Below are 24,145 nucleotides of genomic sequence, written 5' to 3' on the forward strand. Positions count from 1 at the left end.
CTAATCACTAAAAACTGCCAACTGACCACTTACTCTTTCCTTTTAATAAAATGAAAATCTAATTGTTTTTTAACCAAATCAGCATTTTTTACTTTAACGTACACTTCGTCGCCTAATTGTATAATATTTTTAGAAACTTCGCCTACTAAGGCATACTGTTTTTCATCAAATACATAATAATCATCTTTAATTTCACGGATTCGTACCATTCCTTCGCATTTGTTTTCGATGATTTCTACATAAATTCCCCATTCGGTTACACCGGAAATAACACCCAAAAATTCCTGATCTTTATGGTCTTGCATGTATTTCACTTGCATGTATTTGATGCTATCTCGTTCCGCTTTCGCTGCCAAATTTTCCATATCAGACGAATGAGCACTTTTTTCTTCATACAATTCTGCCGAAACCGATTTTCCTCCATCCAAATAATACTGCAACAAACGATGCACCATCACATCCGGATAACGACGAATGGGCGAGGTAAAATGCGAATAATAATCAAACGCTAATCCGTAATGACCAATGTTTTCAGTAGAATAAACCGCTTTACTCATACTTCGTATCGTCAACGTATCAACTAAATTCTGTTCTTTTTTTCCAACTACATCATTCAACAAAGTATTCAATGATTTGGAAATATCTTGTTTGGATTTGAAGTTAATTTTATACCCAAACTTCGAAATCACCGTTTGTAAATTGATTAATTTATCTTCATTTGGTTCGTCGTGAATTCTATAAACGAATGTTTTCTTTTGTTTTCCGATAAATTCCGCCACTTTTCTATTGGCCAACAACATAAATTCTTCAATTAAATGATTGGCATCTTTTGATATTTTAAAGAAAACACCAACCGGTTCTGCTTGTTCATTCAAATTGAATTTTACTTCCACTTTATCAAAAGAAATTGCTCCGTTTGCCATTCGTTTTTGACGAAGGATTTTAGCTAATTCATCCAATTTCAGCGTTGCTTCTACAATATTTTGAGGTGTTTTATAATCATTTCCGGTTAACGAAATTTCGGCCGGAATGATATCTTTTTTGATTTCGATAAGGTGCTGAGCTTCTTCATACGAAAAACGCTGATCAGAATAAATTACCGTTCTTCCAAACCATTGATTGACCACTTCTGCTTTGGGTGAAACTTCAAAAACTGCCGAGAACGTAAATTTATCCTCGTGTGGATTCAGCGAACACGCGTCGTTGCTTAACACCTCCGGAAGCATCGGAACAACACGATCAACTAAATAAACCGATGTGGCTCGTTTATAGGCTTCATCATCCAAAATTGTTCCTTCTTGCAAATAGTGAGAAACATCGGCAATGTGAATTCCAATTTCATAATTTCCATTGTCTAATTTTTCAAACGACAACGCATCATCAAAATCTTTCGCATCTTTTGGGTCTATTGTAAACGTCAATGCTTTTCGCATATCACGACGTTTGGCAATTTCTTCTTCGGTAACGGAAGTATCAATTTTGTTGGCATACGCTTCCACTTCAATTGGGAAATCATACGGCAAACCGTATTCGGCTAAAATGCCGTGAATTTCTGTATTATGTTCGCCTGGTTTTCCTAAAACTTTGATGACCGATCCAAACGGACTATCGGCTTTAACCGGCCAATCTTCCATTTTTACTAAAACTACATCTCCGTGTTCGGCATCACCAATTTTATTTTTTGGGATGAAAATATCGGTGTACATTTTAGCATTAGCAGTAGTTACAAAAGCGAAATTCTTTTGAATGTCAATTACACCAACAAACTCTGTTTTGGCTCGCTCAAGAATTTCTAATACTTCCGCTTCAGGTCGACGAGAGCTTCTTCGGTTATAAATGTAGGCTTTTACTTTATCGTTATCCAAAGCGTGATTTAAATTGATAAACGGAATAAACACATCGTCTTCCAGTTCATCACAAATAAAATAGCCGGTTTTTCTAGAAGTCATATCGATGGTTCCTTCGTAATATTCGGCTTTGGAAACCATTTGGTATTTGCCAACTTCTACTTCGTGAATTTTATCTTGAGCTTTTAAAATTTTTAAATCGCGAATAATTTCGTTTCTGCTTTTAGTATCATCTAATTCTAAAATAACAGCTATTTGCTTGTAAGTGAATGATTTATTGGTTTCTTTTGACAGAATTTTAAATATCTGTGTGGTAAAATCTTTGTTCTTTTTACCTAATTTTTTGGGTTTCTTACTCATAATTCTTTTCTAATAAGTCTGAAAATTACGAATAAGATGGGAGAAAATAGAATTTGAAATACAGATTTATTGAAAATATAACTTTTGTATCTTTATGCAAATTTGAAAAATGAAAGACTTTGTTACCGTCGCCGTATTTAATTTACCTACTGAAATTGCAGTGTTAAAATCGATTTTAGAGAATGAAGGTATTCACTACTTTTTTGAAAATGAAACCATTGTATCAATCGATCCATTTGCGAGTATTGCGTATGGCGGAATTAAATTAAAAGTGCATCGAAATGATGTGGTTTTGGTAAAAGGTATTTTGGATAATTTAGATAGTAATTTGCGGATTGTGGAATGATTATTTCTCACAGAAAGCAAGGAAAACACAAAATTCACTTTTTTATTATCAAAGAACACAGATTTATAAAATTTAAGAAATATTCAAAATAGATGGAACGCGGATGAAACAGATTAGCTTCGCTAAATGCAGATTTAAAATGATTTTTCTAACTAGATGTAAAAAAAATTAAAATTTAAGAAATTTAAAAAACCTTTCACCAATTACCCTTCACCCATTACCTCAAAACCAAAATAGTTTTCAACATTTATTAAATACAACAAAAAGAAAAATTAAATTAATTTAAAATTTATGATGGTTATTATAGTGTGTTCATTTGTACAATAACTTTATTCAGTAAACTTGATTTTAAAAGTTGTCTTAAGTTATACAGACTTGTTAACAGGGTTACAAAAAGATAAAATCCTCAGAATGAAGAAAATTTTAGTTTTTATTAACAGTTGTTAACATCAACTTTTTGGTGTGAATTATTAATAAGTTTGTTGTGAAAAACTGTTGAAAACCGAGTTGAAAAAGTTGATAATTTTTATGTAAAAAATCAAAACTAAAGTTGATTTATTCGTTTCAATTTTTGATTAGAAAAAATTTTCATACTTCTTCAAAATACTTCTAAAAATCTATCTGAATTTATCAACAACCTATGTTAATTTAATGTTACCTCAATATCAAGCGATTATGAAATACTATTAACAATGGAAAGATTTAACGTTTAAAAAGTTGTCTGTTTTCGGTTATCCGTTGTCTATCAACCAATAACAGACAACGGACAACGGTTATACCAACTTCCACAAAGCCCGAAATGTCGCTTTAATAAAAACCCAACTTGGCAAAGACAACATGACTTTTAAATCTGAAAAAAGAGTACCTTCTTCATTTAAAAATTGAAAGATATTTTGAATGGAATTTTTTTGAAAAAGTGTTCCAAAAAGTTTAGCTCCCAATTCATTATTTTGATGTAAAACTTCCAACAAAATTAAGTCGTAAAACCAATAGCGGTTTTTTCGGTGAAAAAGGGTGAGGTTTTGATTGGTTTTTAGAAATTCTACCAGTTTTTTTGATTGCTTATTACTGTTGAAAAAAGTAAAACCCGTGCTGGCTTTTGTCCAACCACCAGCTGTTCCTATAAATAAAATGCATTCTGAATTTTGTTTGTGAAACGGAAAACAAGTCATCGGAATATTTCCTTTTTCTTTTTCTACCATTTCATAATCCGTTATTCCAACATTTTGAAGATAGTTTTGAATTGCTTTTTCGTAAACTGATTTTTCTAGTATATCTTCCGAAAACAACGTATATTCAAACAAAGCTTCATTTTTAGATGTTGGTAAAACATACATGAAACGGGTATTTCCATCTTGTTCAATCGTAAAATCCATAAATTTCACTTCTGAATCATCAAAAATTTCCTTTTTCGTTTTGATAAACCAGCCGATGAAATGTTGTTTTAAGTAGGGATATTTATTTTGATTGAGAATTGGATTGACATCAAAAAAACTATTCAATAAAAAATTGCAAGAATAAATTTGATTTTTTCCTTGAACTTCAACTGAATTTTCAATCGTTTTCCAACTTAAAATTTCATCATTTATAAAAGTAAAATTAGATTTGCATGAAATAGTATCGAATACCAATTTGTAAAAATCACGACTTCGAATCATTTTATACAAATACGGATTCATTTCAAATGATTGTTGAAAAACATGATTTCCTACGAAGGCTTTTTCCCAGGTTTTGGATAAGATGGAATCAAATTCGCCTTTCGGTTCTTCCCAAAAACACCAAGTACGGTCGTTTTGGTTTTTGATTTCTTTGTCGATAATCAAAATTGATTTATCATCAAACCAAGTATCAGTCGCCATCCGATAAGCGGTAAGCAAACCGGATAAACCAGAACCGAGGATGATGTAATCGTATTTTTTCATTTATTGAACCGCGAATTCGCAAATTTTTTATAAAAGTAAAGATTTTACCGTCTTTTTAGCTATTGAAATTTTAATTTGCGAATTTGCGGTCTATTATAATCTATTTTTAAAATTCTTAAAATCCTCATTCAACCCTTTAAAATCCAAAGCACCTTTTCTATTCTTTAAGTGTTCTAAAATAACAAATGATTTTTCGATTCGCAATTGCGAACTTTTGTATTTGTTTATTACATGAATTAACGTTCGTTGTTTTCCAGGTGTGAGTTGATGAAACAAATCACTTCCTTCAGGATCACTGAAAAATACTTCTTCCATTTCTTCTGAAAGCGGCATGCCGTATTTGCTTTCGTCTTTTACTAATTCCACCTCTACATTGTCATTCAAATGTAAATTCAGTTTTTTACAGATTTCTCTATTCAATAAAATGTAATGAAAAGTTACTTTTGGCAACATCGCACAATGAAAAGAAAAATTTTCGTTAAGTGTGCAAACTACGCGTTTATCTTTCGCTTCTTTCAGCAATTTTTCAAAAACAGCGGGCGGAATTGGGATGTGTAATTCCCAATACAACGCATTATCATCAAACGAACAAACCTGACCGTTAAATTTCATCCTAAGCTGATTGAATTTGATTATTTTTGTAAAGATAAAAATAACAACACAACTAAAATGAAAATCTCAATAGGAAACGATCACGCCGGCCCGGATTACAAAAAAGCCATCGTTGATTTTTTAGAAAAACAAGGTCACGAAGTCATCAATCACGGAACCAACTCCACCGATAGTGTTGATTATCCCGATTTTGGACATCCGGTTGCTACCGATATAGAAACAGGGAAAGCCGAGTTAGGCATCGTGATTTGCGGCAGCGGTAACGGAATCGCGATGACCGTAAATAAACACCAAGGCATTAGAGCTGCTTTGTGCTGGACAAAAGAAATCGCAGCTTTGGCCAGACAACATAACGATGCGAATATTATTAGTATTCCGGCTCGATTTACTTCGATTCCGCAAGCCCTGGAAATGGTGGAAATCTTTTTGAAAACTGATTTTGAAGGCGGAAGACATCGGAATCGAGTGAATAAAATAAGTTGTTCATAACAATTTAAACCATTAAGGAATTAAGATTCATTAAGTTTTAGTTTCTTAATGTCACTTAATTCCTTAATGGTTTTAAAAAATTAAAAACTAAATGTCCGCAAATCCAAAAATCCACAAGCACAACGTAACCGGAAAAAATCTGATTTTATCCATTTTACTCAACACCTTGATTACCATTGCTCAAGTAATTGGTGGAATTATTTCGGGTAGTTTAGCTTTAATTTCCGATGCATTGCACAATTTTTCAGATGTGCTTTCGCTCATTTTTAGTTTGGCGGCACACAAATTATCCCGAAGAAAAGCTTCCATCAGTCACACATTTGGTTACAAAAGAGCCGAATTAATTGCAGCTTTTATCAATGCTTCCACCTTGATTATAGTGGCGTTTATCTTGATTTATCACGCGATAATTAAATTGGCACATCCCGAACCAATTCACTCGAGTTTAGTAATTTGGTTGGCACTTTTAGGAATTGCCGTCAATGGTTTTTCGGTTTTATTACTTCGTAAGGATGCGGCTCATAATTTAAATATGAAATCGGCTTATTTGCATTTATTCACTGATATGATGGCTTCTGTAGCGGTTTTAACAGGTGGTTTGTTGATGAAATTTTATCAAATTTATTGGGTTGACAGTGTGATGACGTTATTGATTGCAATTTACTTAATCATAGTTGGAACAGATTTATTTATAAAATCCACCAAAATGTTGATGTTGTTTACACCGGATGCAATCGACATCAAAGAAATTGTTCGAGAAGTTCATCAAATCAACGGAGTAGGGAAGTTGCACCACATTCACGTTTGGCATTTGAACGAAGAAGAACTGCATTTAGAAGCTCATCTCGATTGTGCTACCGACATCAAAATGAGTGAATTCAACGATTTATTGCATGAAATTGAAGAATTGCTTTATGATAAATTCAACATCAATCACGTGAATATTCAACCTGAATTTCAGAAGGTGGATCCGAAGGATTTTATTGTGCAGGATTGATTTTATTTACAATTAAAACTACATTATACGACTAAAAATAAACCATGAATGACGACGAACGACAGTTAAAAAAGCAATATTACCCAATTAATGCTACTTTAAAAAATTATCTCGAAAAATATAGAAGGTTAACAAAAACCACTATTTTCTATGATGATTTTCTAAGATTTCAAGGCAGCACAGTGGTTTTTGATAAAGAGCAAAAAGACACGTTATGGATTCGTGTTTATTATAATGAATTTGAAAGAGATGAACTTGATACTAGTTTAAAAAAAATATATACTTTGTTGCATTCTGATGGTGATGAAAGTAGTAGAGAGTTTTTGAATGTAGATTATATTGATTTTTGCACTTTTGGTAACTCTAAACCTTTTAGAGTGAAGATTAGAAATATCTTAAACGACAACTACACCCATTTCTACATAAAAAAAGCAGATGCCTCTCGCATTTTTGGTTTAGAAATAGAACATCTTATTTCACCTAACAACATTAATTTTTTAGTACACGAAGAAACACTTATTGAAGAACATATTGTTGGAATTCCGGGAGATGTTTTTATTGAAAATAATTTAAAAGAATGTAATGAACACGAAAAAACCCAAATTGCTAAAGAGTTTGTAAAATTTAATGAACGTTGCATGATTGGCCTTTTAGGCGATATGCGTTCGTATAATTTCGTTGTAATTCCAATTCATGATTTTGATCAACGCATTTTTAGAATAAGAGCAATTGATTTTGATCAACAAAGTTATGAAGGTAGTTTTAAATTTTATAAACCGCACTTATTCAAAGAAAATTATAAGTTTTCAGAATTAGTTCAAAATAAATTGAAACCAAAATCAATTGAACAATATCAAATAGAAGAGCGTTCAATTATTGTAAAACGTTTAATTGATACTAAGACACGGCTAAAACGTTTAATTGAAGCGATGAAGGCTACAAAATTGGCTCCACAAGAACATATTCAACAATTGCAAGAAGAAATTTATGAAGTTACCTTAGATGTTGAATTCAAAAAAGCCAATTCTATGGGTGAAATCGTTCAAGCAGCTTTAAATTTTATGAAAAGAAATTATAAATTTGAGGATTCATAGTATGCTTTTTAATAAAGCAACAGACGTAATTTTCATTTAAAGCCTTAAAAAAACAGAATCATTTTAAAAATAATGAACGAAATACAATTTATAAAATCAGTCGTCACTACTGCTGATAAGAATATAGAAGCCACTTTAAAACTACTCTCCGAAGATTGCACTATTCCTTTCATTTCCCGTTACCGAAAAGATCAAACCGGAAATTTAGATGAAGTACAAATCGAACAAATTTTCAAACTCAACAAACAATTTGACGAAATTGTAAAACGAAAAGAATCGATTTTAAAATCGATTGAAGAGCAAGGACAATTGTCGGCGGAATTAAAGTTGAAAATTGTAAATTCGTTCGATTTACAAGAAATTGAAGACTATTACTTGCCCTACAAGAAAAAGAAAAAAACCAAAGCCGATGTAGCTCGCGAAAAAGGGTTGGAACCGTTGGCCAAAATTATCATGGCACAAAATAGCGATGATATTGAATTTATTGCTTCCAACTATTTGAATGATAAAGTAGTGAATGAAGACGAAGCGTTACAAGGAGCTCGCGATATTATTGCCGAATGGATTAATGAAAACAGTTTTATCCGAAAAAGTTTGCGTCGTTTGTTTCAACGAAAAGCTATTGTTTCAACAAAAGTGGTGAAATCCAAAAAAGACGACGAAGCCGCTCAAAAATTCAATCAATATTTCGAATGGGCCGAACCGCTTTCAAAAACGCCATCGCATCGATTATTGGCCATGTTGCGAGCAGAAGCAGAGGGTTTTGTAAAAATGAATGTTGAAATTGAACCCGAAGAAGCATTGGAATTCATCGAAAACAATACCATTAAAAATAACAAAGAAACAGCACATCAACTGAAATTAGCCATTAAAGACAGTTATAAACGATTACTTGAACCAGCTATTTCCAACGAAACTTTACAAGAATTTAAAACCAAAGCCGATGCGAAAGCGATTGATGTTTTTGCCCAAAATTTGGGTCAGTTGTTGCTTGCTCCGCCTTTGGGTGAAAAGCAAATTTTGGCTATAGATCCGGGTTATCGTTCGGGTTGTAAAGTCGTTTGTTTGGATGAAAAGGGTGATTTGTTATACAATGAAACCATTTATCCGCATCCGCCACAAAATGAAAATGCCATGGCGATGAAGAAAATTCGTTCGATGGTAAATGCTTACAACATTGAAGCAATTTCAATCGGAAACGGAACAGCCAGTCGTGAAACGGAATTTTTCATCAAAAAAATTGCTTTCGATAAACCCATTCAGGTTTTTGTAGTTTCTGAAGCCGGAGCATCTGTTTATTCCGCTTCCAAAATAGCACGGGATGAATTTCCAAATTATGATGTAACAGTTCGCGGCTCCGTTTCTATTGGAAGGCGACTTTCGGATCCGTTAGCAGAGTTGGTTAAAATCGATGCTAAATCCATCGGAGTTGGTCAATACCAACACGATGTAGATCAAACCAAATTAAAAGAGGAATTAGACACTGTTGTAGTTCGATGTGTGAATTCGGTGGGTGTAAATTTGAATACAGCCAGTAAATCGTTGTTGAGTTATGTTTCCGGAATTGGCGAAAAAATGGCGGAAAACATTGTCAATTTCCGTTCTGAAAACGGTCCGTTTGAAGATCGAAAGCAATTGAAAAAAGTACCGCGATTGGGCGAAAAAGCCTATCAACAAGCGGCAGCATTTATCCGCATTCAAAACGGGAAAAACCCTTTAGATAATTCAGCAGTGCATCCGGAAGCGTATTCAATTGTGGAAAAAATGGCGAAAGATTTAAAAATTTCATTAACTGATTTAATCGGAAATAAAGAAAAAATTTCCTTAATCAAACCCGAAAATTATACCAACCAAACCATTGGAATTTTAGGAATAAAAGACATTTTAAAAGAATTGGAAAAACCAGGACTTGACCCAATAAAATCGGCCAAAGTTTTTGAATTTGACCCGAATGTCAAAAAAATGTCCGATTTGCGAACCGGTATGATTTTGCCCGGAATTGTTAACAACATCACTGCTTTTGGTTGTTTTGTTGATATCGGATTAAAAGAAAGCGGTTTAGTTCATATTTCTCAACTCAAAGCCGGATTTGTTTCGGATGTGAATGAAGTCGTGAAGTTGCATCAACATGTGCAAGTAAAAGTAGTTGAGGTGGATGAAGTGAGGAAAAGGATTCAGTTGACGATGGTTCTTTAAATAATAAAAATTTCCAAATTCCAATCAAAAAAATTGGAACTTGGAAATTTTTTACAGGAATTTTTTAAAAGTTATTCCTTTTTATCTTCTTCTTTTTTGTCAGCCGGTTGATCTTCTTTGGCGGCATTTTTAAATTCTTTGATTCCGCTTCCTAAGCCTTTCATTAATTCGGGAATTTTTTTCCCACCAAAAAGTAGAAGCAAAACCACCACAATCAAAATAACTTGCGGAATTCCAATAATACCTAAAAATAGTGCTAATGCATTCATAATATCTAAATTGAGAGTACAAAGGTAAAAATAAATTAGTGTAGTTGTTTAGAATATAAGCAATTCTTAACTAAAAACTACGTTAAAGTGGATTATATTTGAATAAAACAAGAAAATTGACACTTTTTAAAGAAGCTTTAATTCCTATATTTGTATAATAAATTTAGAACATGTCTGCAAAAAGACTAAAAAGGCAACGACTCAAAAAACAATTATTCACCAAAAACCGTTTGGTTATTTTAAATGAAGAATCATTTGAAGAGATTTTTTCATTAAAACTTAATTTGATGAATGTTTTTGTGGTAGTTACTATTTCGGCGATTTTAATCATTTCCATTACAACTTATATTATTGCTTTTACGCCTTTACGGGAATTTATTCCGGGTTATGCTTCCAATAAATTGAAAAAAGATGCTACTATTCTTGCTGTAAAATCTGATTCTTTGGCTTTAGAAGTAAAGAAAAACGAACTTTATATTCAATCAATAAAAAAAATTCTTACCGGTGATTTAGAGTATGCTAAATTTAACAAAGATTCTATTTTAAATCCCGAAAACACAGATATTTCGAAAGACAATTTAAACCCTTCCGAAGAAGAATTAAAATTGCGGGAACAAGTAGCGTTAGAAGATAAATACAACCTCTTTGAAAAAGCCCAATCCAAAGTAAACTTGGTTTTATTTCCTCCGGTTAGAGGACATATTACGGAAAAATACAGTGCCAAAAATAAACATTTTGCTATTGATGTTGCGGTTCCAAAAGATACGCCAATTAAATCGGTTGCCAACGGAACCGTTGTTTTTGCAGATTGGACACCATCAACCGGAAACGTAATTATCATCAAACACCGTGATGCTATTTTGTCGGTATATAAACATGCCGCCACGTTAACCAAAACGCAAGGCGATGTGGTGCGAACCGGTGAAGTAATTGGTTTGGCCGGATCTACCGGAAAAGAATCAACCGGAATTCACTTGCATTTTGAACTTTGGAAAGATGGATTTACCATCGATCCAACTCAATTTATTGATTTTGAATAATTATGCGAATTAAAGTTTTAGCCGCTAAACTTTTAGCTAAAAAAGTAAATAAAGAAACCCAAAAATGGTCTTCTAAACCTGTGGAAACCCAACAAAAAGTTTTGCAAAGTTTGATTAAACAAGCCACGAAAACAAAGTTTGGTAAAGACCATCATTTTGAAAAAATAAAAACCTTCGTTGACTTTGCACAATACGTTCCTGTCCGCGATTATGAAGAATTGCGACCTTATGTGGATTTAGTCGTGCAAGGCAAAGAAGACATTTTGTGGAAAGGAAAACCAATTTATTTTGCCAAAACCTCGGGAACAACTTCTGGAGCAAAATACATTCCGCTCACCAAAGAATCTATTCCATTTCATATTCAAGCAGCCAGAAATGCGTTGTTGAGTTATATTCACGAAACCGGAAATGCCGATTTTGTAAAAGGGAAAATGATTTTTTTACAAGGAAGTCCGATTTTAGAAGAAAAAAACGGCATCAAATTAGGACGACTTTCCGGAATTGTAGCTCATTATGTACCGAACTATTTACTCAAAAATCGTATGCCATCGTGGGAAACCAATTGCATTGAAGATTGGGAAACCAAAGTAAATGCAATTGTTGAAGAAACCATCAACGAAGACATGACCGTTATTTCCGGAATTCCGGCTTGGGTGCAAATGTATTTTGAAAAACTTCAGGAAAAGTCCGGGAAAAAAGTAGGTGAATTGTTCAAAAATTTCAGTTTGTATGTCTATGGAGGAGTGAATTTTGAACCCTATCGAGCCAAATTTGAAAATTTAATTGGAAGAAAAGTTGATTCGGTGGAATTGTTTCCCGCGTCCGAAGGATTTTTTGCCTATCAAGACAAGCAAAACGAAAAAGGAATGTTGTTGTTGCTCAATGCAGGCATGTTTTATGAATTTATAAAAACCGATGAATTTTTTACCGAAAACCCAAAACGATACACCATTGGCGAAGTTGAATTGGATGTGAATTATGCGTTGATAATTTCCACCAACGCCGGACTTTGGGGTTATAATATTGGTGATACGGTTCAATTTACTTCACTAAAACCACATCGGGTCATTGTTTCGGGCAGAATTAAACATTTTATTTCTGCGTTTGGTGAACATGTAATTGGAAAAGAGGTAGAACATGCGTTAAAAGACGCCATGGAAGGTTCTTCAATTCGGGTAAACGAATTTACGGTCGCTCCACAAATTGCACCCGAAACCGGATTACCTTATCATGAATGGTTCATCGAATTTGAAAATGAACCGAACAATTTAGAGGATTTTGCTCTGAAAATTGATGAAGCTATGCGAAAACAAAATTCGTACTATGATGATTTGATAGTGGGCAAAGTGTTGCGAACTTTAGTTATTACAAAAGTAGCCCACAACGGTTTTCAGGAGTATATGAAATCCATCGGAAAATTAGGAGGTCAAAATAAATTGCCACGTTTAAGTAACGATAGAATTATAGCGGATAAATTGAAAAGTTTATAACCTTTTGTCATTCCACAAGATGACGAAGTCGAAATAGTAATCTCCGCAAAAGCGGACATAAAAGCAATAAATGTTCAAAGTCAAATTACTTTTTTTTCTCCTATTTTCTATTTCAACCCTCACAGCCCAAATTTCTGGTGTAGTGAAAGATAGTCTAACCGGAAACCCCATTCCGTATGTCAATATTTGGGTGGAGAAAGGAGATTTGGGAACTAACTCAGAAATTGACGGAACTTTTTCATTGAAAGCAACTTTGGGTCAAAAGATTATTTTTTCCTCTTTGGGTTACGAAAACAAAATTATTTTTGGATCCACGAGTGATATTATTTTGTTGCATCCTAAAGTATACGAACTAAATGAGGTTATTTTAGAAAAAAGAAAAGGAAAAAACCGAGTCAGTTATGGAGATTTTTCGGGTTTAAAGCTTAATTCGGGAGTTTCCAATACAGGTCAAGACGAAGTTCATATTTGGGGTAAATTAATACAAGCTAACGAAAAAATTAAAAAGCACCCTTATTTGGAATCAATTGAATTTAAAACCCGTTCCCAATTAAAAAACGTAGTCATGCGATTGCGGTTTTATGAAATAAATGCTGAGGGAATTCCTTTGGGAGATTTGATTGCGGATGAAATTATAGTTTCTGTAAAAAAAGGAACTAACTTAAATCGCATAGACCTTTCCCTATTTCATATTAAAATACCCGAAGAAGGAATAATTATCGGATTTGAATACTTAAAATTAGAACAAAATAAGCTTGAATATATTTATACAGCTCAAGGCGAAAAAGGAAAGAAGAAAGGATTTAGATACGAACCTTCAATTTTGGGTTTTTTTCCGGGAGGCAAAAATCTTATGGTTTTAAACAAAGATGGTTCGTTAAGACGTTCTTATGGCACTGTAGAGTTGGCTTTAAAATTAAATTTGATTGATTAAATTTTGAGGTAAATTCAGTAAGCTTTCTATATTTACACGACTAAAAATAAAAAACTACCTTTGCAGGTTAGAAAACAGAATTAAATGAAAGAAATAAAAAACATATCCCGTTCCAGAGCACAAGAATCTTCGGCTGCCATTGAGCGACTTTACATCACCATGCGTCACTTGTTCAACCGGGGTTTTTATAAACCAATGGGTGTTTCCGGTGAAACATTGCGTGAAGCATTGCTTCAATTGCGTCCGGAAATTTATGGAACCATTGCCGAAGAAAAAGTAGAATTAAATGGATTATTATACGTTATTGAGCGACTTCCAGTGGGAATAGAAGAATGTAGATACATCAATTTAACCTCAGACGAAGGCTATTCTAAATCACATTTTCAAGCCATCGTTCCTCCCAAAAGAAGACGGAATTGCTACCGAATTGACGAAGAACAAATGAATGTTGAAATTACACGGGGTCGTTCGGACATCTATGATATTTTAACGCATTTAACGTTTATTTTCATTGAATCACATAAAATTAAAGATAGGGTTTTATTAGATGAAAATCAATATGAAGTGACACGGGATTGGCAAAAGGTGGAGTTTTATGTTTTACAAGGCAAAAAATTATCTCAAATTGATAAAGAAAAAGCAATTTCGCATGCATCCAATGTATTGGGAAGAAGTTTTTCGGAAGTATTAGCTATTTATGATGCTTTTGGAACAAAAGAAAACCCAGACCGTTTTTTGCACATCATTTATTGGTTGGGAAAAATAGCCATCGAAGAAGTGTTGGATAATAATAAACGAACCATCACTTTCAGTCCGATTTTGAGAGAACGATTAGGCCATCATATTCATGGTGAATTTTGGGCTACCCGAATTAAAGATGTTTTAAAAGAAAACGATTTGTTAGAACGTCCTATTCACATCATTAGTGCCAATATGCATAGTGTGATGAACTCAATTTTTGCTACACAAGTTTTAAAAACAAAATTTAAAGACAAACCTGATTTCTTTATTTATGAAGAATTGAGTAAGTCTGGAGCCGATGTTTTACGAAACAAAGTAGAGGAAGTAGCTCTAAAAAGCGGAATGATTTCGTTATTAGATACTTCAGGAACCAATATCGACGTGCAAGTTTTTGATACGGCTAAAATTGATTTTTCCAAAACATCTTTTTCCAAAGCTAAAATTGCTAAACAACAACCGGTGTTGATTGTAATGGATTATGCTTTTGGCGAACAAGCTTATGAAACCATAGACGAGTTGTTAAAAGCCTATAAAGAAAACAACAACCAAACTTTTTTGAATGTAGAATCGGTTTCCATTATGGGGAAAGCTGGAATTTTGCAAGGAGGGAAAGGCGATATTATGATTCCATCGGCACACATAAACGAAGGAACCGGCGATAATTATCCATTTGAAAATCAACTGTCGCCCAATATGTTTTATGGCAACGACATCCCGATTTTTGCAGGTCCAATGGTTACCGTTCTAGGAACATCGCTTCAAAATAAAGATTTACTAAAGTTTTTTCATGAATCAACTTGGGGTGTAATTGGACTGGAAATGGAAGGAGCTTATTACCAAAAAGCTATTCAATCTGCTTCAAAAATCAGAAAAAGCATACCAGAAAATGTAAAAGTTCGTTATGCCTACTACGCTTCAGATAATCCTTTAGAAACCGGAAGCACGTTGGCATCGGGTGGATTAGGTACAACAGGTGTAAAACCAACGTATTTAATTACAATCAAAATATTAGAACAAATTTTTAATTCTAAATAAACAAGTATGAGCTCTAACTCAGCAAATAATTCTGACAATCAAGAAATTGATTTAACACAAATTGCCCAAAAAGTAAACGGAATTTATGAAAGTTTATTAAATAGGCTTTTTCGTTTTATTCTATTTATAAAAAGAAATTTTATATTACTAACTGTGCTTTTTATAATTGGAGCAGGTTTGGGTTTTTATTTAGATAAAAAAGTAAAGTCATACGATCATCAAATAATTGTTTCTCCAAATTTCGGTAGTATCGATTATTTATATGCTAAAGTTGATCTTCTTCAATCTAAAATTAGCGAAGGTGATACCGTTTTTCTTAAAGAAATTGGGATAAAAAACACCAAAAAATTCGGTAAAATCGAAATTAAACCAATTATTGATGTGTACAAGTTCATTGAAAACAACAAAGAAAACTTTGAACTCATTAAATTGTTGGCAGAGGATGGAAATATTGACAAAGTGGTTGAGAACACCTTAACGAGTAAAAACTATCAATATCATTTAATATCATTTAAAACATCAAAGTTAACGTCAGAAAATGAAACAGTTCAACCTCTTTTGAATTTTTTGAACGAAAGCGATTATTTTAAGCAAATGCAAAAGGAATATTTAAACAATGTTCAAATAAAAATGCAAGCCAACGATACTACGATAAGTCAGATAGATGGCCTTTTGAATCAGTTTAAAAACAGAATGAATTCCAATCACAGCGATAAGCTGATTTATTTTAATGAAAATACTCAATTAAATGATGTAATTAACACCAAGGATAATTTATTAAAAGAGCAGTCCTATTTTAGGTTAACTTTGATTCGCTATGAAAAGATTATCAAAGAAATCAGTGTTATGTTGAATGATAAAAATACGAAAGGAACAAATGGTAAAATGAAATTAATACTCCCTTTCTTATTTATTTTCTTATTTATTAGTTTTAAAGGTACAGTCAGTTTTTATAAAAAGCAGGTACAAAAAAATAATCAATCAAGTAGCTAAAATGAAAGGAATTATTTTAGCCGGAGGATCCGGTACAAGACTACATCCATTGACGTTGGCCGTTAGTAAACAATTAATGCCCATTTACGACAAACCGATGATTTATTATCCGTTGTCCACCTTAATGTGGGCAGGAATTAATGAAATTTTAATCATTTCCACACCGCATGATTTGCCTTTGTTTCGCCAACTTTTGGGTGACGGAAGCAAATTAGGCTGTCGTTTTGAATATGCGGTTCAGGAACATCCAAACGGATTGGCAGAAGCATTCATTATTGGAAAAGAGTTTGTTGGAAACGATAAAGTAGCTTTAGTTTTAGGCGATAATATTTTCTACGGAACCGGATTAGCAGAACTACTTCAAGCAAACAACGATCCAAACGGTGGAATTATTTATGCGTATCACGTAAACGATCCCGAACGGTATGGCGTAGTAGATTTTGATGCGAGTGGCAAAGTGCTTTCGATTGAAGAAAAACCAACACATCCAAAATCGAATTATGCGGTACCCGGAATTTATTTTTATGATAACAGTGTTATAGAAATTGCCGCAAATATAAAACCAAGTCACCGAGGCGAACTTGAAATTACAGATGTGAACAAAGAATACCTGAAACGTGGAAATTTAAAAGTCAGTATTTTGGACAGAGGAACGGCTTGGTTAGATACCGGTACGTTTCAATCTTTAATGCAAGCGGGACAATTTGTTCAGGTTATCGAAGAACGTCAAGGTTTAAAAATAGGAGCTATTGAAGAAGCGGCTTATAAAATGGGTTTTATAGATGCTAATCAGCTCAAAAGTTTAGCAGAACCGTTGCTAAAAAGTGGTTATGGAACGCATTTAATGGGTTTAATTTAAGATCTTAATTTAATCGAATAGATTTTTTAGAACACGGATTTTACAAATTATAAAAATCATTTTTCAGATTTTTATAATTTTTCAAATCTGTGTTCAATTCAGAAGTGATAATTTTAGTAATGTAAGCCCAGATGAAATTTACAGAAACCAAATTAAAAGGTTGTTTTATATTAGAGCCGAATGTCATTCATGACGATCGCGGCTATTTCATGGAGAGTTTTAACGAACGAACTTTTCAAAATGCCGTTGAGCAATCCGTTCACTTTGTTCAGGATAATCAGTCGTTTTCAACCAGAGGTGTTTTAAGAGGTTTACATTATCAAACCGGTGAATTTGCACAAGCAAAATTAGTTCGAGTCATTCAAGGGGACGTATTGGACGTAGCGGTTGATATCAGACCCGGTTCTGCAACATTCGGACACTATGAGGCGGTCATTTTATCTGCCGAGAACCAAAAACAATTTTTTGTACCCAGAGGTTTTGCTCATGGATTTTTGGTTTTGAGTGAAACGGCAACTTTTTTCTATAAATGTGATAATTTTTATAATAAAGAATCAGAAGGAGGAATTATTTTTAATGATCCAACCATCGGAATTGATTGGAATTTTGATGCTGAAAAACTGATTATTTCCGAAAAAGACACCCATTTACCAACGTTAGAAAATGCAAAAAAAGCATGGTAGTTTTAGTCACGGGTGCGAATGGTCAATTGGGACAAAGTTTACAATTTATTGCACCAACTTATCCAAATATTCAATTTGTTTTTTGTGATTCGAATAAGTTAGACATAACTAATTTGAACAATATTGAACAATTATTTAAACAATTTAAACCTGATTTTTGCATCAATGCCGCGGCCTACACCGCCGTTGATAAAGCGGAAAGTGAACCCGAAAAAGCCCATTTAATTAATGTAGTTGGAGCAAAAAATTTGGCTGAGGTTTGTAAGGAATTCGACAGTATTTTGCTTCATATCTCTACTGATTTTGTGTTTGATGGGACCAAAGATTCGCCTTATTCTGAAGAAGATATCCCGAACCCAACCAGCGTTTACGGTCAAACCAAATTAGACGGCGAAAAAGCCATTCAAGAAACGTGGGATAAACATTTCATCATTCGAACCTCTTGGGTTTACTCACAATTTGGTAATAATTTTATGAAAACCATGCTTCGTTTAGCCTCCGAAAGAGATACATTATCAGTAGTAAACGACCAAATCGGAACCCCAACAAACGCGGTAGACTTAGCAGAAGTTTTGGCGAAAATTATTACGACCTGCAACCTACAACCTACAACCTACAACCTTTTTGGCATCTACAACTTCTCCAACGAAGGTCAATGCAGTTGGTATCATTTCGCTAAGAAAATTTTTGAGTTTAATAAAATCAACATTAATTTGGAACCTATTCCAACGACTAGTTTTCCAACACCTGCGAAACGGCCGGCTTATAGTGTTTTGGATAAGAGTAAGATTAAAAAAGTGTTTGGCGTTGAGGTGAAGTATTGGGACGAAGTATTGAATATAAAATAGTTGCTGTTTACAAATGACTTTTATTTAAAGAAGTTTTGACATTTCACTAATAAAAATAAAAGATATCTTTGATAAAGTTTAGAAACGGAATACTAAAATAAATTAAGAATTAATTATATATGGACTTAACAGAGTTTTCGCGTTTACAAGATAAAACGAATTATCAAAGACATCCTTGGGAAACTTCAAGAAAGAATGTTTTACAAACGTTTTTAAACCAGGCAAGAATTAACTTCCCAATAGAAAGAATTGTGGATATTGGAAGTGGTGATGCTTATGTTATTCATACTTTGGTTGAAAAAGGATTAGCAAAAGAATATTATGCCATTGATACTGCTTATACACCGGAAGTAATAAATCAGTTAAAGAAAAACAACAATGATAGTGAAGTCCTTTATTTTCAGAATTTAAAAGCCTACTTAAGCAAAATTACTTCAGAAAAGCCAACATTGTTTCTTTGTATGGATGTTTTAGAACATTTAGAGGATGAAAAGATTATTTTAGACGATTTAAACAAAGAGAATTCCAATCATTTTTACTTTTTTGCAGTTCCTGCATTTCAGTCAGTTTTTTCGAGTCATGACGTTTTGTTAGGCCATTACAGGAGGTATACTTTAAAACAGCTAAGTTCTTTACTTCAACAAAATAAATTTACTATTATTGATAAAGGCTATTATTTTACATCATTACTTATTTTTAGAAACCTTGATAAATGGTTGAAAAGAGATAAAAAAGAATCAATTGACAACTGGAACGCTGGAAAATTTAAAACAGGACTCATCAATATGATGTTGACAATTGATTTTAAATTAAGCTTATTGTTAAAAAAAATAGGGATTACAATTCCTGGGCTTTCATGTTATTGTTTATGCAAAAAGTAGCCATCATAATTCCTTGTTATAATGAGGCAAAACGGCTTAATTATAATCAAATTGAGCAACTATTGATTAAAACAGCTAGTGATATTTTTTTTGCAAATGATGGCAGTAAAGATAACACAGTAGAAGTTATTGAATCTATTGTGAAAAAACACCCTGAACGATGTTTTCTAATCGATTTTAAAGAAAATTCCGGAAAAGCAAACACTATTTATAAAGCGATTAATCAAATAAACCTAGAAGATAAATATGATTTTATAGGTTATTTTGATGCTGATTTTTCTACACCAGCTTCTGAAATCGTTCGATTAATAAATGAATTGTCTAATCAATCGTGCGAATTTTTATTTGGGTCTAGAATTCTGTTGCTTAATTCTGGAATAAAAAGGAAATATTACCGGCATATAATAGGCAGAATAATTATTACTTTAATCAATCTAAAATTTAAACTTGGTATTTACGACACACAATGTGGAGCTAAATTATTCTCAAAAACAATTATTCCAAAAGCTTTTAATAAGCCTTTTTATACTTCATGGCTTTTTGATGTAGAGATTTTTATCCGATTGCAAAAGCAAAATTTACTCAAGCAAGGAATAGAGAGTCCTGTTTTTCATTGGAAAGATATTGAAGGATCAAAACTGGGATGGAGAACCGGTTTCAAAATTTTAAAAGAAATGTATTTGTTAAATAAAAAGTATTAAAAATGAAAATACTAAATTGGTTAAAAGAACATAAAATTTTATTGTTCATTCTTTTCATTGGAGCCGTTTTACGACTTTATAAATTAGATTACCAAAGTTTGTGGATTGATGAGATATTTTCGATGATTCAGGCAAGTCCTGAAAACCCAATAGGAAAAATTTATAGTTATTTAAGAGAAAACGATCCCCATCCCCCATTATATTATTTTTCTTTACATTCTTTTTTGATTCTTTTTGGAGATACTGTTTGGGTTGGAAGGTTTTTTTCTGCATTTTGTGGTATAATTGGAATAATTGCAATTTACTTTTTAGCAAAAGAAATTTTAAACAAAAAAATTGGGTTGTTGGCAGCCTTTTTGACGGCCATAAATTATTTCCATATTTATTATTCTCAAGAAGTTAGAATGTATTCTTTAATGTTTTTAACTACAACACTATCTTTTCTTTATTTGATAAAGTTTATTAAATCACCAAGCAAAAAATCAATGTTGTGGTATTCTCTTTTTGCTCTTTTGATGATTTATACGCAGTTTTTTTCACTATTTACCCTTTTTTCACAATATGTCATATTGCTCTATTTTGTTTTAAGACCATATAAGATTGGGAGTAGAAAGTTTTTGATGCTATCATTTTTGTCGGGTTTTATTACTCTGATTTTTTATATACCTGGAATATTGATATTTTTAAAGACTTCAGAAATGAATTCAATATGGATTCAATTGCCAGATATAGATGTTTATACAAAAATGGTTAAAGAGTTTTTTGGGTTTTCTGAGGTTTTGATATTTTTAATAGGAATTCTTAGTATGTCATTTTTTATTAAATTATTTAAAAGAGAATCCATAAAAGAGGGGTATATTAACCCAATCGATGAAAAACAAGTTTTTAGTTTTTTTGTAATTTTTATTTGGATATTTGTAACAATACTTATTCCCTTAATTGCCTCATATGTTAATTTACCAATGATAGTAAGTAGATATTTTATTAATATTTTGCCAGCAATTTTAATTTTAGTCGGTAGTGGTTTGTATTATATAAAAAACTCTGCTCTTCAGGGAATTATTGTAATTACTTTTTTTATATTTACAATTACAGATATTTTTTTTATTAAAGATTATTACAATAAAATTACTAAATCTCAATTTGATGAGTTGACAACAATAATAAATACTGATTCAAAAAGTGACACTCGGGTTGTTACTTATTGGAGTTGGTTAATGCCTTTTTATTTTGAGGAAAATCCAAATATAAAAATTCAACCCAATACTTTGGATGAATACATTTCAGGATTAAGAAATGAAGTTCATACCAAAATTCCATTTTGGTATTTAGATGGTCACTCAAGACCTTTATCACTGTCTCCTGATAATCAACTTTATTTAGAAAATAATTTTATTACAAAAAGAAAAGTTGAACGTTTTGATTGTTGGGCAAATTATTTTGTTCCAAAAGATTACAAAGAAGAATTTATAGTAGATGAAATTTCAATAAAAAACTTCAAAAGTCAATATATAGATAAACAAGGATTTATGTTTATTTTTGAAAATTCAACAATTGAATCCGCCTTTACAGAATTAAAAGAAGGAAAATATCAACTTATTTTTGAAGGCATTAGCTTACCTCAAAAACCAATTAACAATGAAAATGCTCACATTAAAATAAAAATGAATGATGATATTATTGCAGACTTTTTCTTGAGTGAAAAAGAGAATGTTACTAATGTGTTTGATTTTGAGATACTTAATACAAAAAAAGTAAAATTTAAAATACAATTTGACAACGATATTGCACACAATAATGAAGATAGAAATGCAGTAATTAAAAATTTTAAAATTGAAAGAAAAAAATAAATTTTTTAATAAATTACTTTATAAATTAGCAGAAAATTTTTTAATAAATTTATTTAAGATGAATAACAAATTTTTACCATTATTAGCTTTATGTTTTATAGTTTTTTCATGTAAAAATGAAGATAAAAAAACACTGGTGGATTCAGAAAATAGTGAAGCAACTGCCATAAAAAGAATGCATATCCAAATGGATGTCATTCAAACAACCGCAAATAATTATGCGGTGTATTACACTGAAGACAATACGATTAATTTTACTCCTGAATTTGTTATTTGGAATGAAGTAAAACCGTCTCCAAATGCACAAACACTAGATTTTTATTTTCCTGAGTCAGTGCATCCTACTCATGTTCGGTTTGATTTAGGAAATCAACCTGAAAGAGAAGATATTGTATTAAATAAATTCAGATTTTCCTACGGGGAAACGGCTCTTGAAGTCAAAGGTTCAGAGTTTTTTAATTATTTTCAAAAAAATGATTCTGTTTCAACAGAGATTGATCAAGCAAATGGGAGTATCAAGTTTTTAAATAAAAAGGGTAGTAAAGTTACTCCGTTCTTTTACCCTAACGAGGCATTAGTTCTTGAAATCATTAAAATAATGAAATAACATTTCCTTACTTATAAAATCAAAGTTCAAAATATTCCAATTTTGAACTTTTGTTTTTTATATTTATACTCTCCACAAATTTAAAAACGGTTGAAGCAAACGATTCAAAAGGCAATTAAAAGTGATTATTTTAAAAAATTCTCGATTTATGGTTTCGGGCAGTTTTTTAATTTAGTAACACCCTTACTTTTAATACCTTATATTGTCGGGGTTTGTGGCGAAGAAAATTTTGGAAAAGTATCCATTGCATTGGCACTTAGTTTTTTTCTAATCGTATTTATTGATTACGGTTCAGAATTAGTTGGCGTGAGAGAAGTTACCATAAACCGGAATGATCAAAAAGAGTTGCAAAAGATTCTTTTAACAAATTTGTCTTCGCGATTTATCATCCTAATTGCAGTATTAATTTTGTCTTTAGCACTCATTTTTGGTATTCCATACTTAAAAGCTGAATTTATTTTATTCTCATTTTCACTTTTAGTCATTGTTGGTCAATATCTTAATCAATCCTGGTTTCTTCAAGGAATTGACAATATCAATTGGATTTCAATATCAACGATTCTTTCAAAAATTATTTATGTAGTTGGTGTTTTGCTCTTGGTTACAGAAAAAGAAGATTACATCTATGTAAATTTATGTTTCGCTTTAGGTACAATCATTTCCAACGGAATTTTCACGTATTTAATTTTTAAAAAGTACAATTTCAATTATCAGAAAACAAAAAAAGAAGAGATAAAAGATTTTTTACAAAGAGATTTTAAAATGTTTACTTCGCAAATATTCGTTGCTGTTCAACTTTATTCGCCAGTTATCTTGGTTGGATTTATTGGGAATAATTTTATGGCAGGACAATACCGAATTGTAGAGCAAATCATCGTAACTTTTAAAACGTACATCTTTTTGTTCTTTAATTTTACCTATCCAAGAGTTTGTCACGATATTTATGAAAAACCAACAAAGGCAAATAAAAACTGGTTGGTTATCAATAGTATAAATGTTTTTTTTGTAGGTGTTTTAATGTTGATTATCTATTTAAACGCAACGTTTATTATTAATTTCTTCAACGCCAGTAATGTGAATGAACTATCCAATTTGTTAAAAATTGCAGTTTTACTTCCTATTCTGTTAGCCATTTCAATTGCCCTAAAACAATTAGTACTTGGCTATAATTTTCAAAAGCAGTACGTTAGGACAACTTCACTTGCTGTCATTTTGAGCCTTTTGTTGATTGTTTTTTTACTACCAGCCTATAATCTTCAAGGAGTTTTTTATTCTCTCCTCATAACCGAGCTAATTGTCATAATATTTTACTTATTTTGTATAAGGAAGCGAGCAAACCTTTTTTGACCCA

The 24,145-nt window shown here is 32.1% G+C and carries 22 protein-coding genes; 18 read left to right on the plus strand and 4 right to left on the minus strand.

Going from position 1 to position 24,145, the window contains the following annotated elements; all coding sequences use genetic code 11:
* Window positions 1-29 precede the first annotated feature (29 nt).
* Window positions 30-2,207, minus strand: a complete 2,178-nt coding sequence (gene rnr, locus B0I10_RS03670; RefSeq protein ID WP_112085141.1) for a ribonuclease R — start codon at window positions 2,205-2,207, stop codon at window positions 30-32.
* 109 nt (window positions 2,208-2,316) lie between these two features.
* Between rnr and B0I10_RS03675 the strand changes: the two genes are divergently transcribed.
* A complete protein-coding gene (locus tag B0I10_RS03675) occupies window positions 2,317-2,553 on the plus strand; it encodes a DUF2007 domain-containing protein (protein ID WP_112085142.1) in 237 nt (78 codons plus the stop codon).
* A gap of 773 nt (window positions 2,554-3,326) precedes the next feature.
* On the opposite strand, the gene B0I10_RS03680 is transcribed toward B0I10_RS03675, so the two are convergent.
* Together B0I10_RS03680 and B0I10_RS03685 are read right to left on the minus strand one after the other, a co-directional pair.
* Window positions 3,327-4,475, minus strand: coding sequence for a lycopene cyclase family protein (locus B0I10_RS03680; protein WP_112085143.1), 1,149 nt, complete (start codon window positions 4,473-4,475; stop codon window positions 3,327-3,329).
* Between the two features lie 93 nt (window positions 4,476-4,568).
* Window positions 4,569-5,087, minus strand: a complete 519-nt coding sequence (locus tag B0I10_RS03685) for a DUF1905 domain-containing protein (RefSeq protein WP_112085144.1) — start codon at window positions 5,085-5,087, stop codon at window positions 4,569-4,571.
* 57 nt (window positions 5,088-5,144) lie between these two features.
* Between B0I10_RS03685 and rpiB the strand changes: the two genes are divergently transcribed.
* The 4 genes from rpiB to B0I10_RS03705 all read left to right on the plus strand — a co-directional run bounded on the left by rpiB (window position 5,145) and on the right by B0I10_RS03705 (window position 9,863).
* A complete protein-coding gene (gene rpiB / locus B0I10_RS03690) occupies window positions 5,145-5,576 on the plus strand; it encodes a ribose 5-phosphate isomerase B (protein WP_112085145.1) in 432 nt (143 codons plus the stop codon).
* 91 nt (window positions 5,577-5,667) lie between these two features.
* Window positions 5,668-6,573: a cation diffusion facilitator family transporter gene (locus B0I10_RS03695; RefSeq protein WP_112085146.1), complete on the plus strand. Its 906-nt coding sequence runs from the start codon at window positions 5,668-5,670 to the stop codon at window positions 6,571-6,573.
* Between the two features lie 44 nt (window positions 6,574-6,617).
* Complete coding sequence (locus B0I10_RS03700) at window positions 6,618-7,667, plus strand: hypothetical protein (protein ID WP_112085147.1); 1,050 nt, start codon at window positions 6,618-6,620, stop codon at window positions 7,665-7,667.
* A 72-nt stretch (window positions 7,668-7,739) separates the two neighbouring features.
* Window positions 7,740-9,863 carry a Tex family protein gene (locus B0I10_RS03705; RefSeq protein WP_112085148.1) on the plus strand — a complete coding sequence of 708 codons (2,124 nt, stop codon included), beginning with the start codon at window positions 7,740-7,742 and terminating at the stop codon, window positions 9,861-9,863.
* 71 nt (window positions 9,864-9,934) lie between these two features.
* Here B0I10_RS03705 and B0I10_RS03710 read toward each other — a convergent pair whose 3' ends face one another.
* Window positions 9,935-10,132, minus strand: coding sequence for a Sec-independent protein translocase subunit TatA/TatB (locus B0I10_RS03710; RefSeq protein WP_112085149.1), 198 nt, complete (start codon window positions 10,130-10,132; stop codon window positions 9,935-9,937).
* 170 nt (window positions 10,133-10,302) lie between these two features.
* On the opposite strand from B0I10_RS03710, the gene B0I10_RS03715 reads away from it, so the two are divergent.
* The 13 genes from B0I10_RS03715 to B0I10_RS03775 all read left to right on the plus strand — a co-directional run bounded on the left by B0I10_RS03715 (window position 10,303) and on the right by B0I10_RS03775 (window position 24,141).
* Window positions 10,303-11,172 (plus strand): M23 family metallopeptidase, encoded by an 870-nt coding sequence (locus B0I10_RS03715; RefSeq protein WP_112085150.1) that lies wholly within the window; start codon window positions 10,303-10,305, stop codon window positions 11,170-11,172.
* 2 nt (window positions 11,173-11,174) lie between these two features.
* Window positions 11,175-12,662 (plus strand): GH3 auxin-responsive promoter family protein, encoded by a 1,488-nt coding sequence (locus B0I10_RS03720; protein WP_112085151.1) that lies wholly within the window; start codon window positions 11,175-11,177, stop codon window positions 12,660-12,662.
* A gap of 70 nt (window positions 12,663-12,732) precedes the next feature.
* Window positions 12,733-13,596 (plus strand): carboxypeptidase-like regulatory domain-containing protein, encoded by an 864-nt coding sequence (locus tag B0I10_RS03725; RefSeq protein WP_112085152.1) that lies wholly within the window; start codon window positions 12,733-12,735, stop codon window positions 13,594-13,596.
* A gap of 84 nt (window positions 13,597-13,680) precedes the next feature.
* Window positions 13,681-15,372, plus strand: coding sequence for a DUF6909 family protein (locus B0I10_RS03730; RefSeq protein ID WP_112085153.1), 1,692 nt, complete (start codon window positions 13,681-13,683; stop codon window positions 15,370-15,372).
* Between the two features lie 6 nt (window positions 15,373-15,378).
* Window positions 15,379-16,365 (plus strand): hypothetical protein, encoded by a 987-nt coding sequence (locus B0I10_RS03735; RefSeq protein WP_112085154.1) that lies wholly within the window; start codon window positions 15,379-15,381, stop codon window positions 16,363-16,365.
* A gap of 1 nt (window position 16,366) precedes the next feature.
* Window positions 16,367-17,224: a glucose-1-phosphate thymidylyltransferase RfbA gene (rfbA, locus tag B0I10_RS03740; RefSeq protein ID WP_112085155.1), complete on the plus strand. Its 858-nt coding sequence runs from the start codon at window positions 16,367-16,369 to the stop codon at window positions 17,222-17,224.
* Between the two features lie 131 nt (window positions 17,225-17,355).
* Complete coding sequence (gene rfbC, locus B0I10_RS03745; RefSeq protein ID WP_112085156.1) at window positions 17,356-17,907, plus strand: dTDP-4-dehydrorhamnose 3,5-epimerase; 552 nt, start codon at window positions 17,356-17,358, stop codon at window positions 17,905-17,907.
* Window positions 17,901-18,755, plus strand: a complete 855-nt coding sequence (gene rfbD, locus B0I10_RS03750; protein WP_112085157.1) for a dTDP-4-dehydrorhamnose reductase — start codon at window positions 17,901-17,903, stop codon at window positions 18,753-18,755. Before rfbC ends, rfbD begins: the two co-directional genes overlap by 7 nt.
* A 119-nt stretch (window positions 18,756-18,874) precedes the next feature.
* A complete protein-coding gene (locus tag B0I10_RS03755) occupies window positions 18,875-19,636 on the plus strand; it encodes a methyltransferase domain-containing protein (RefSeq protein WP_112085158.1) in 762 nt (253 codons plus the stop codon).
* Window positions 19,624-20,337 (plus strand): glycosyltransferase, encoded by a 714-nt coding sequence (locus B0I10_RS03760; protein WP_181456882.1) that lies wholly within the window; start codon window positions 19,624-19,626, stop codon window positions 20,335-20,337. The genes B0I10_RS03755 and B0I10_RS03760 overlap by 13 nt, the downstream gene beginning before the upstream one ends.
* 2 nt (window positions 20,338-20,339) lie before the next feature.
* A complete protein-coding gene (locus tag B0I10_RS03765) occupies window positions 20,340-22,187 on the plus strand; it encodes a glycosyltransferase family 39 protein (protein WP_112085160.1) in 1,848 nt (615 codons plus the stop codon).
* The gene (locus B0I10_RS03770) at window positions 22,171-22,794 is read left to right on the plus strand and encodes a hypothetical protein (protein ID WP_112085161.1); all 624 of its coding nucleotides are present in this window, start codon (window positions 22,171-22,173) and stop codon (window positions 22,792-22,794) included. The genes B0I10_RS03765 and B0I10_RS03770 overlap by 17 nt, the downstream gene beginning before the upstream one ends.
* 90 nt (window positions 22,795-22,884) lie before the next feature.
* Complete coding sequence (locus B0I10_RS03775; RefSeq protein ID WP_112085162.1) at window positions 22,885-24,141, plus strand: oligosaccharide flippase family protein; 1,257 nt, start codon at window positions 22,885-22,887, stop codon at window positions 24,139-24,141.
* The last annotated feature ends 4 nt before the right edge of the window (window positions 24,142-24,145 follow it).

The organism is Flavobacterium lacus (assembly GCF_003268815.1).
GTDB lineage: Bacteria > Bacteroidota > Bacteroidia > Flavobacteriales > Flavobacteriaceae > Flavobacterium > Flavobacterium lacus.

Excerpts from the sequence above, each read along its gene's own strand:
- rnr (WP_112085141.1), bottom strand. The coding sequence starts at position 2,207 with ATGAGTAAGAAACCCAAAAAATTAGGTAAAAAGAACAAAGATTTTACC.
- B0I10_RS03675 (WP_112085142.1), top strand. The coding sequence starts at position 2,317 with ATGAAAGACTTTGTTACCGTCGCCGTATTTAATTTACCTACTGAAATT.
- B0I10_RS03680 (WP_112085143.1), bottom strand. The coding sequence starts at position 4,475 with ATGAAAAAATACGATTACATCATCCTCGGTTCTGGTTTATCCGGTTTG.
- B0I10_RS03685 (WP_112085144.1), bottom strand. The coding sequence starts at position 5,087 with ATGAAATTTAACGGTCAGGTTTGTTCGTTTGATGATAATGCGTTGTAT.
- rpiB (WP_112085145.1), top strand. The coding sequence starts at position 5,145 with ATGAAAATCTCAATAGGAAACGATCACGCCGGCCCGGATTACAAAAAA.
- B0I10_RS03695 (WP_112085146.1), top strand. The coding sequence starts at position 5,668 with ATGTCCGCAAATCCAAAAATCCACAAGCACAACGTAACCGGAAAAAAT.
- B0I10_RS03700 (WP_112085147.1), top strand. The coding sequence starts at position 6,618 with ATGAATGACGACGAACGACAGTTAAAAAAGCAATATTACCCAATTAAT.
- B0I10_RS03705 (WP_112085148.1), top strand. The coding sequence starts at position 7,740 with ATGAACGAAATACAATTTATAAAATCAGTCGTCACTACTGCTGATAAG.
- B0I10_RS03710 (WP_112085149.1), bottom strand. The coding sequence starts at position 10,132 with ATGAATGCATTAGCACTATTTTTAGGTATTATTGGAATTCCGCAAGTT.
- B0I10_RS03715 (WP_112085150.1), top strand. The coding sequence starts at position 10,303 with ATGTCTGCAAAAAGACTAAAAAGGCAACGACTCAAAAAACAATTATTC.
- B0I10_RS03720 (WP_112085151.1), top strand. The coding sequence starts at position 11,175 with ATGCGAATTAAAGTTTTAGCCGCTAAACTTTTAGCTAAAAAAGTAAAT.
- B0I10_RS03725 (WP_112085152.1), top strand. The coding sequence starts at position 12,733 with ATGTTCAAAGTCAAATTACTTTTTTTTCTCCTATTTTCTATTTCAACC.
- B0I10_RS03730 (WP_112085153.1), top strand. The coding sequence starts at position 13,681 with ATGAAAGAAATAAAAAACATATCCCGTTCCAGAGCACAAGAATCTTCG.
- B0I10_RS03735 (WP_112085154.1), top strand. The coding sequence starts at position 15,379 with ATGAGCTCTAACTCAGCAAATAATTCTGACAATCAAGAAATTGATTTA.
- rfbA (WP_112085155.1), top strand. The coding sequence starts at position 16,367 with ATGAAAGGAATTATTTTAGCCGGAGGATCCGGTACAAGACTACATCCA.
- rfbC (WP_112085156.1), top strand. The coding sequence starts at position 17,356 with ATGAAATTTACAGAAACCAAATTAAAAGGTTGTTTTATATTAGAGCCG.
- rfbD (WP_112085157.1), top strand. The coding sequence starts at position 17,901 with ATGGTAGTTTTAGTCACGGGTGCGAATGGTCAATTGGGACAAAGTTTA.
- B0I10_RS03755 (WP_112085158.1), top strand. The coding sequence starts at position 18,875 with ATGGACTTAACAGAGTTTTCGCGTTTACAAGATAAAACGAATTATCAA.
- B0I10_RS03760 (WP_181456882.1), top strand. The coding sequence starts at position 19,624 with ATGCAAAAAGTAGCCATCATAATTCCTTGTTATAATGAGGCAAAACGG.
- B0I10_RS03765 (WP_112085160.1), top strand. The coding sequence starts at position 20,340 with ATGAAAATACTAAATTGGTTAAAAGAACATAAAATTTTATTGTTCATT.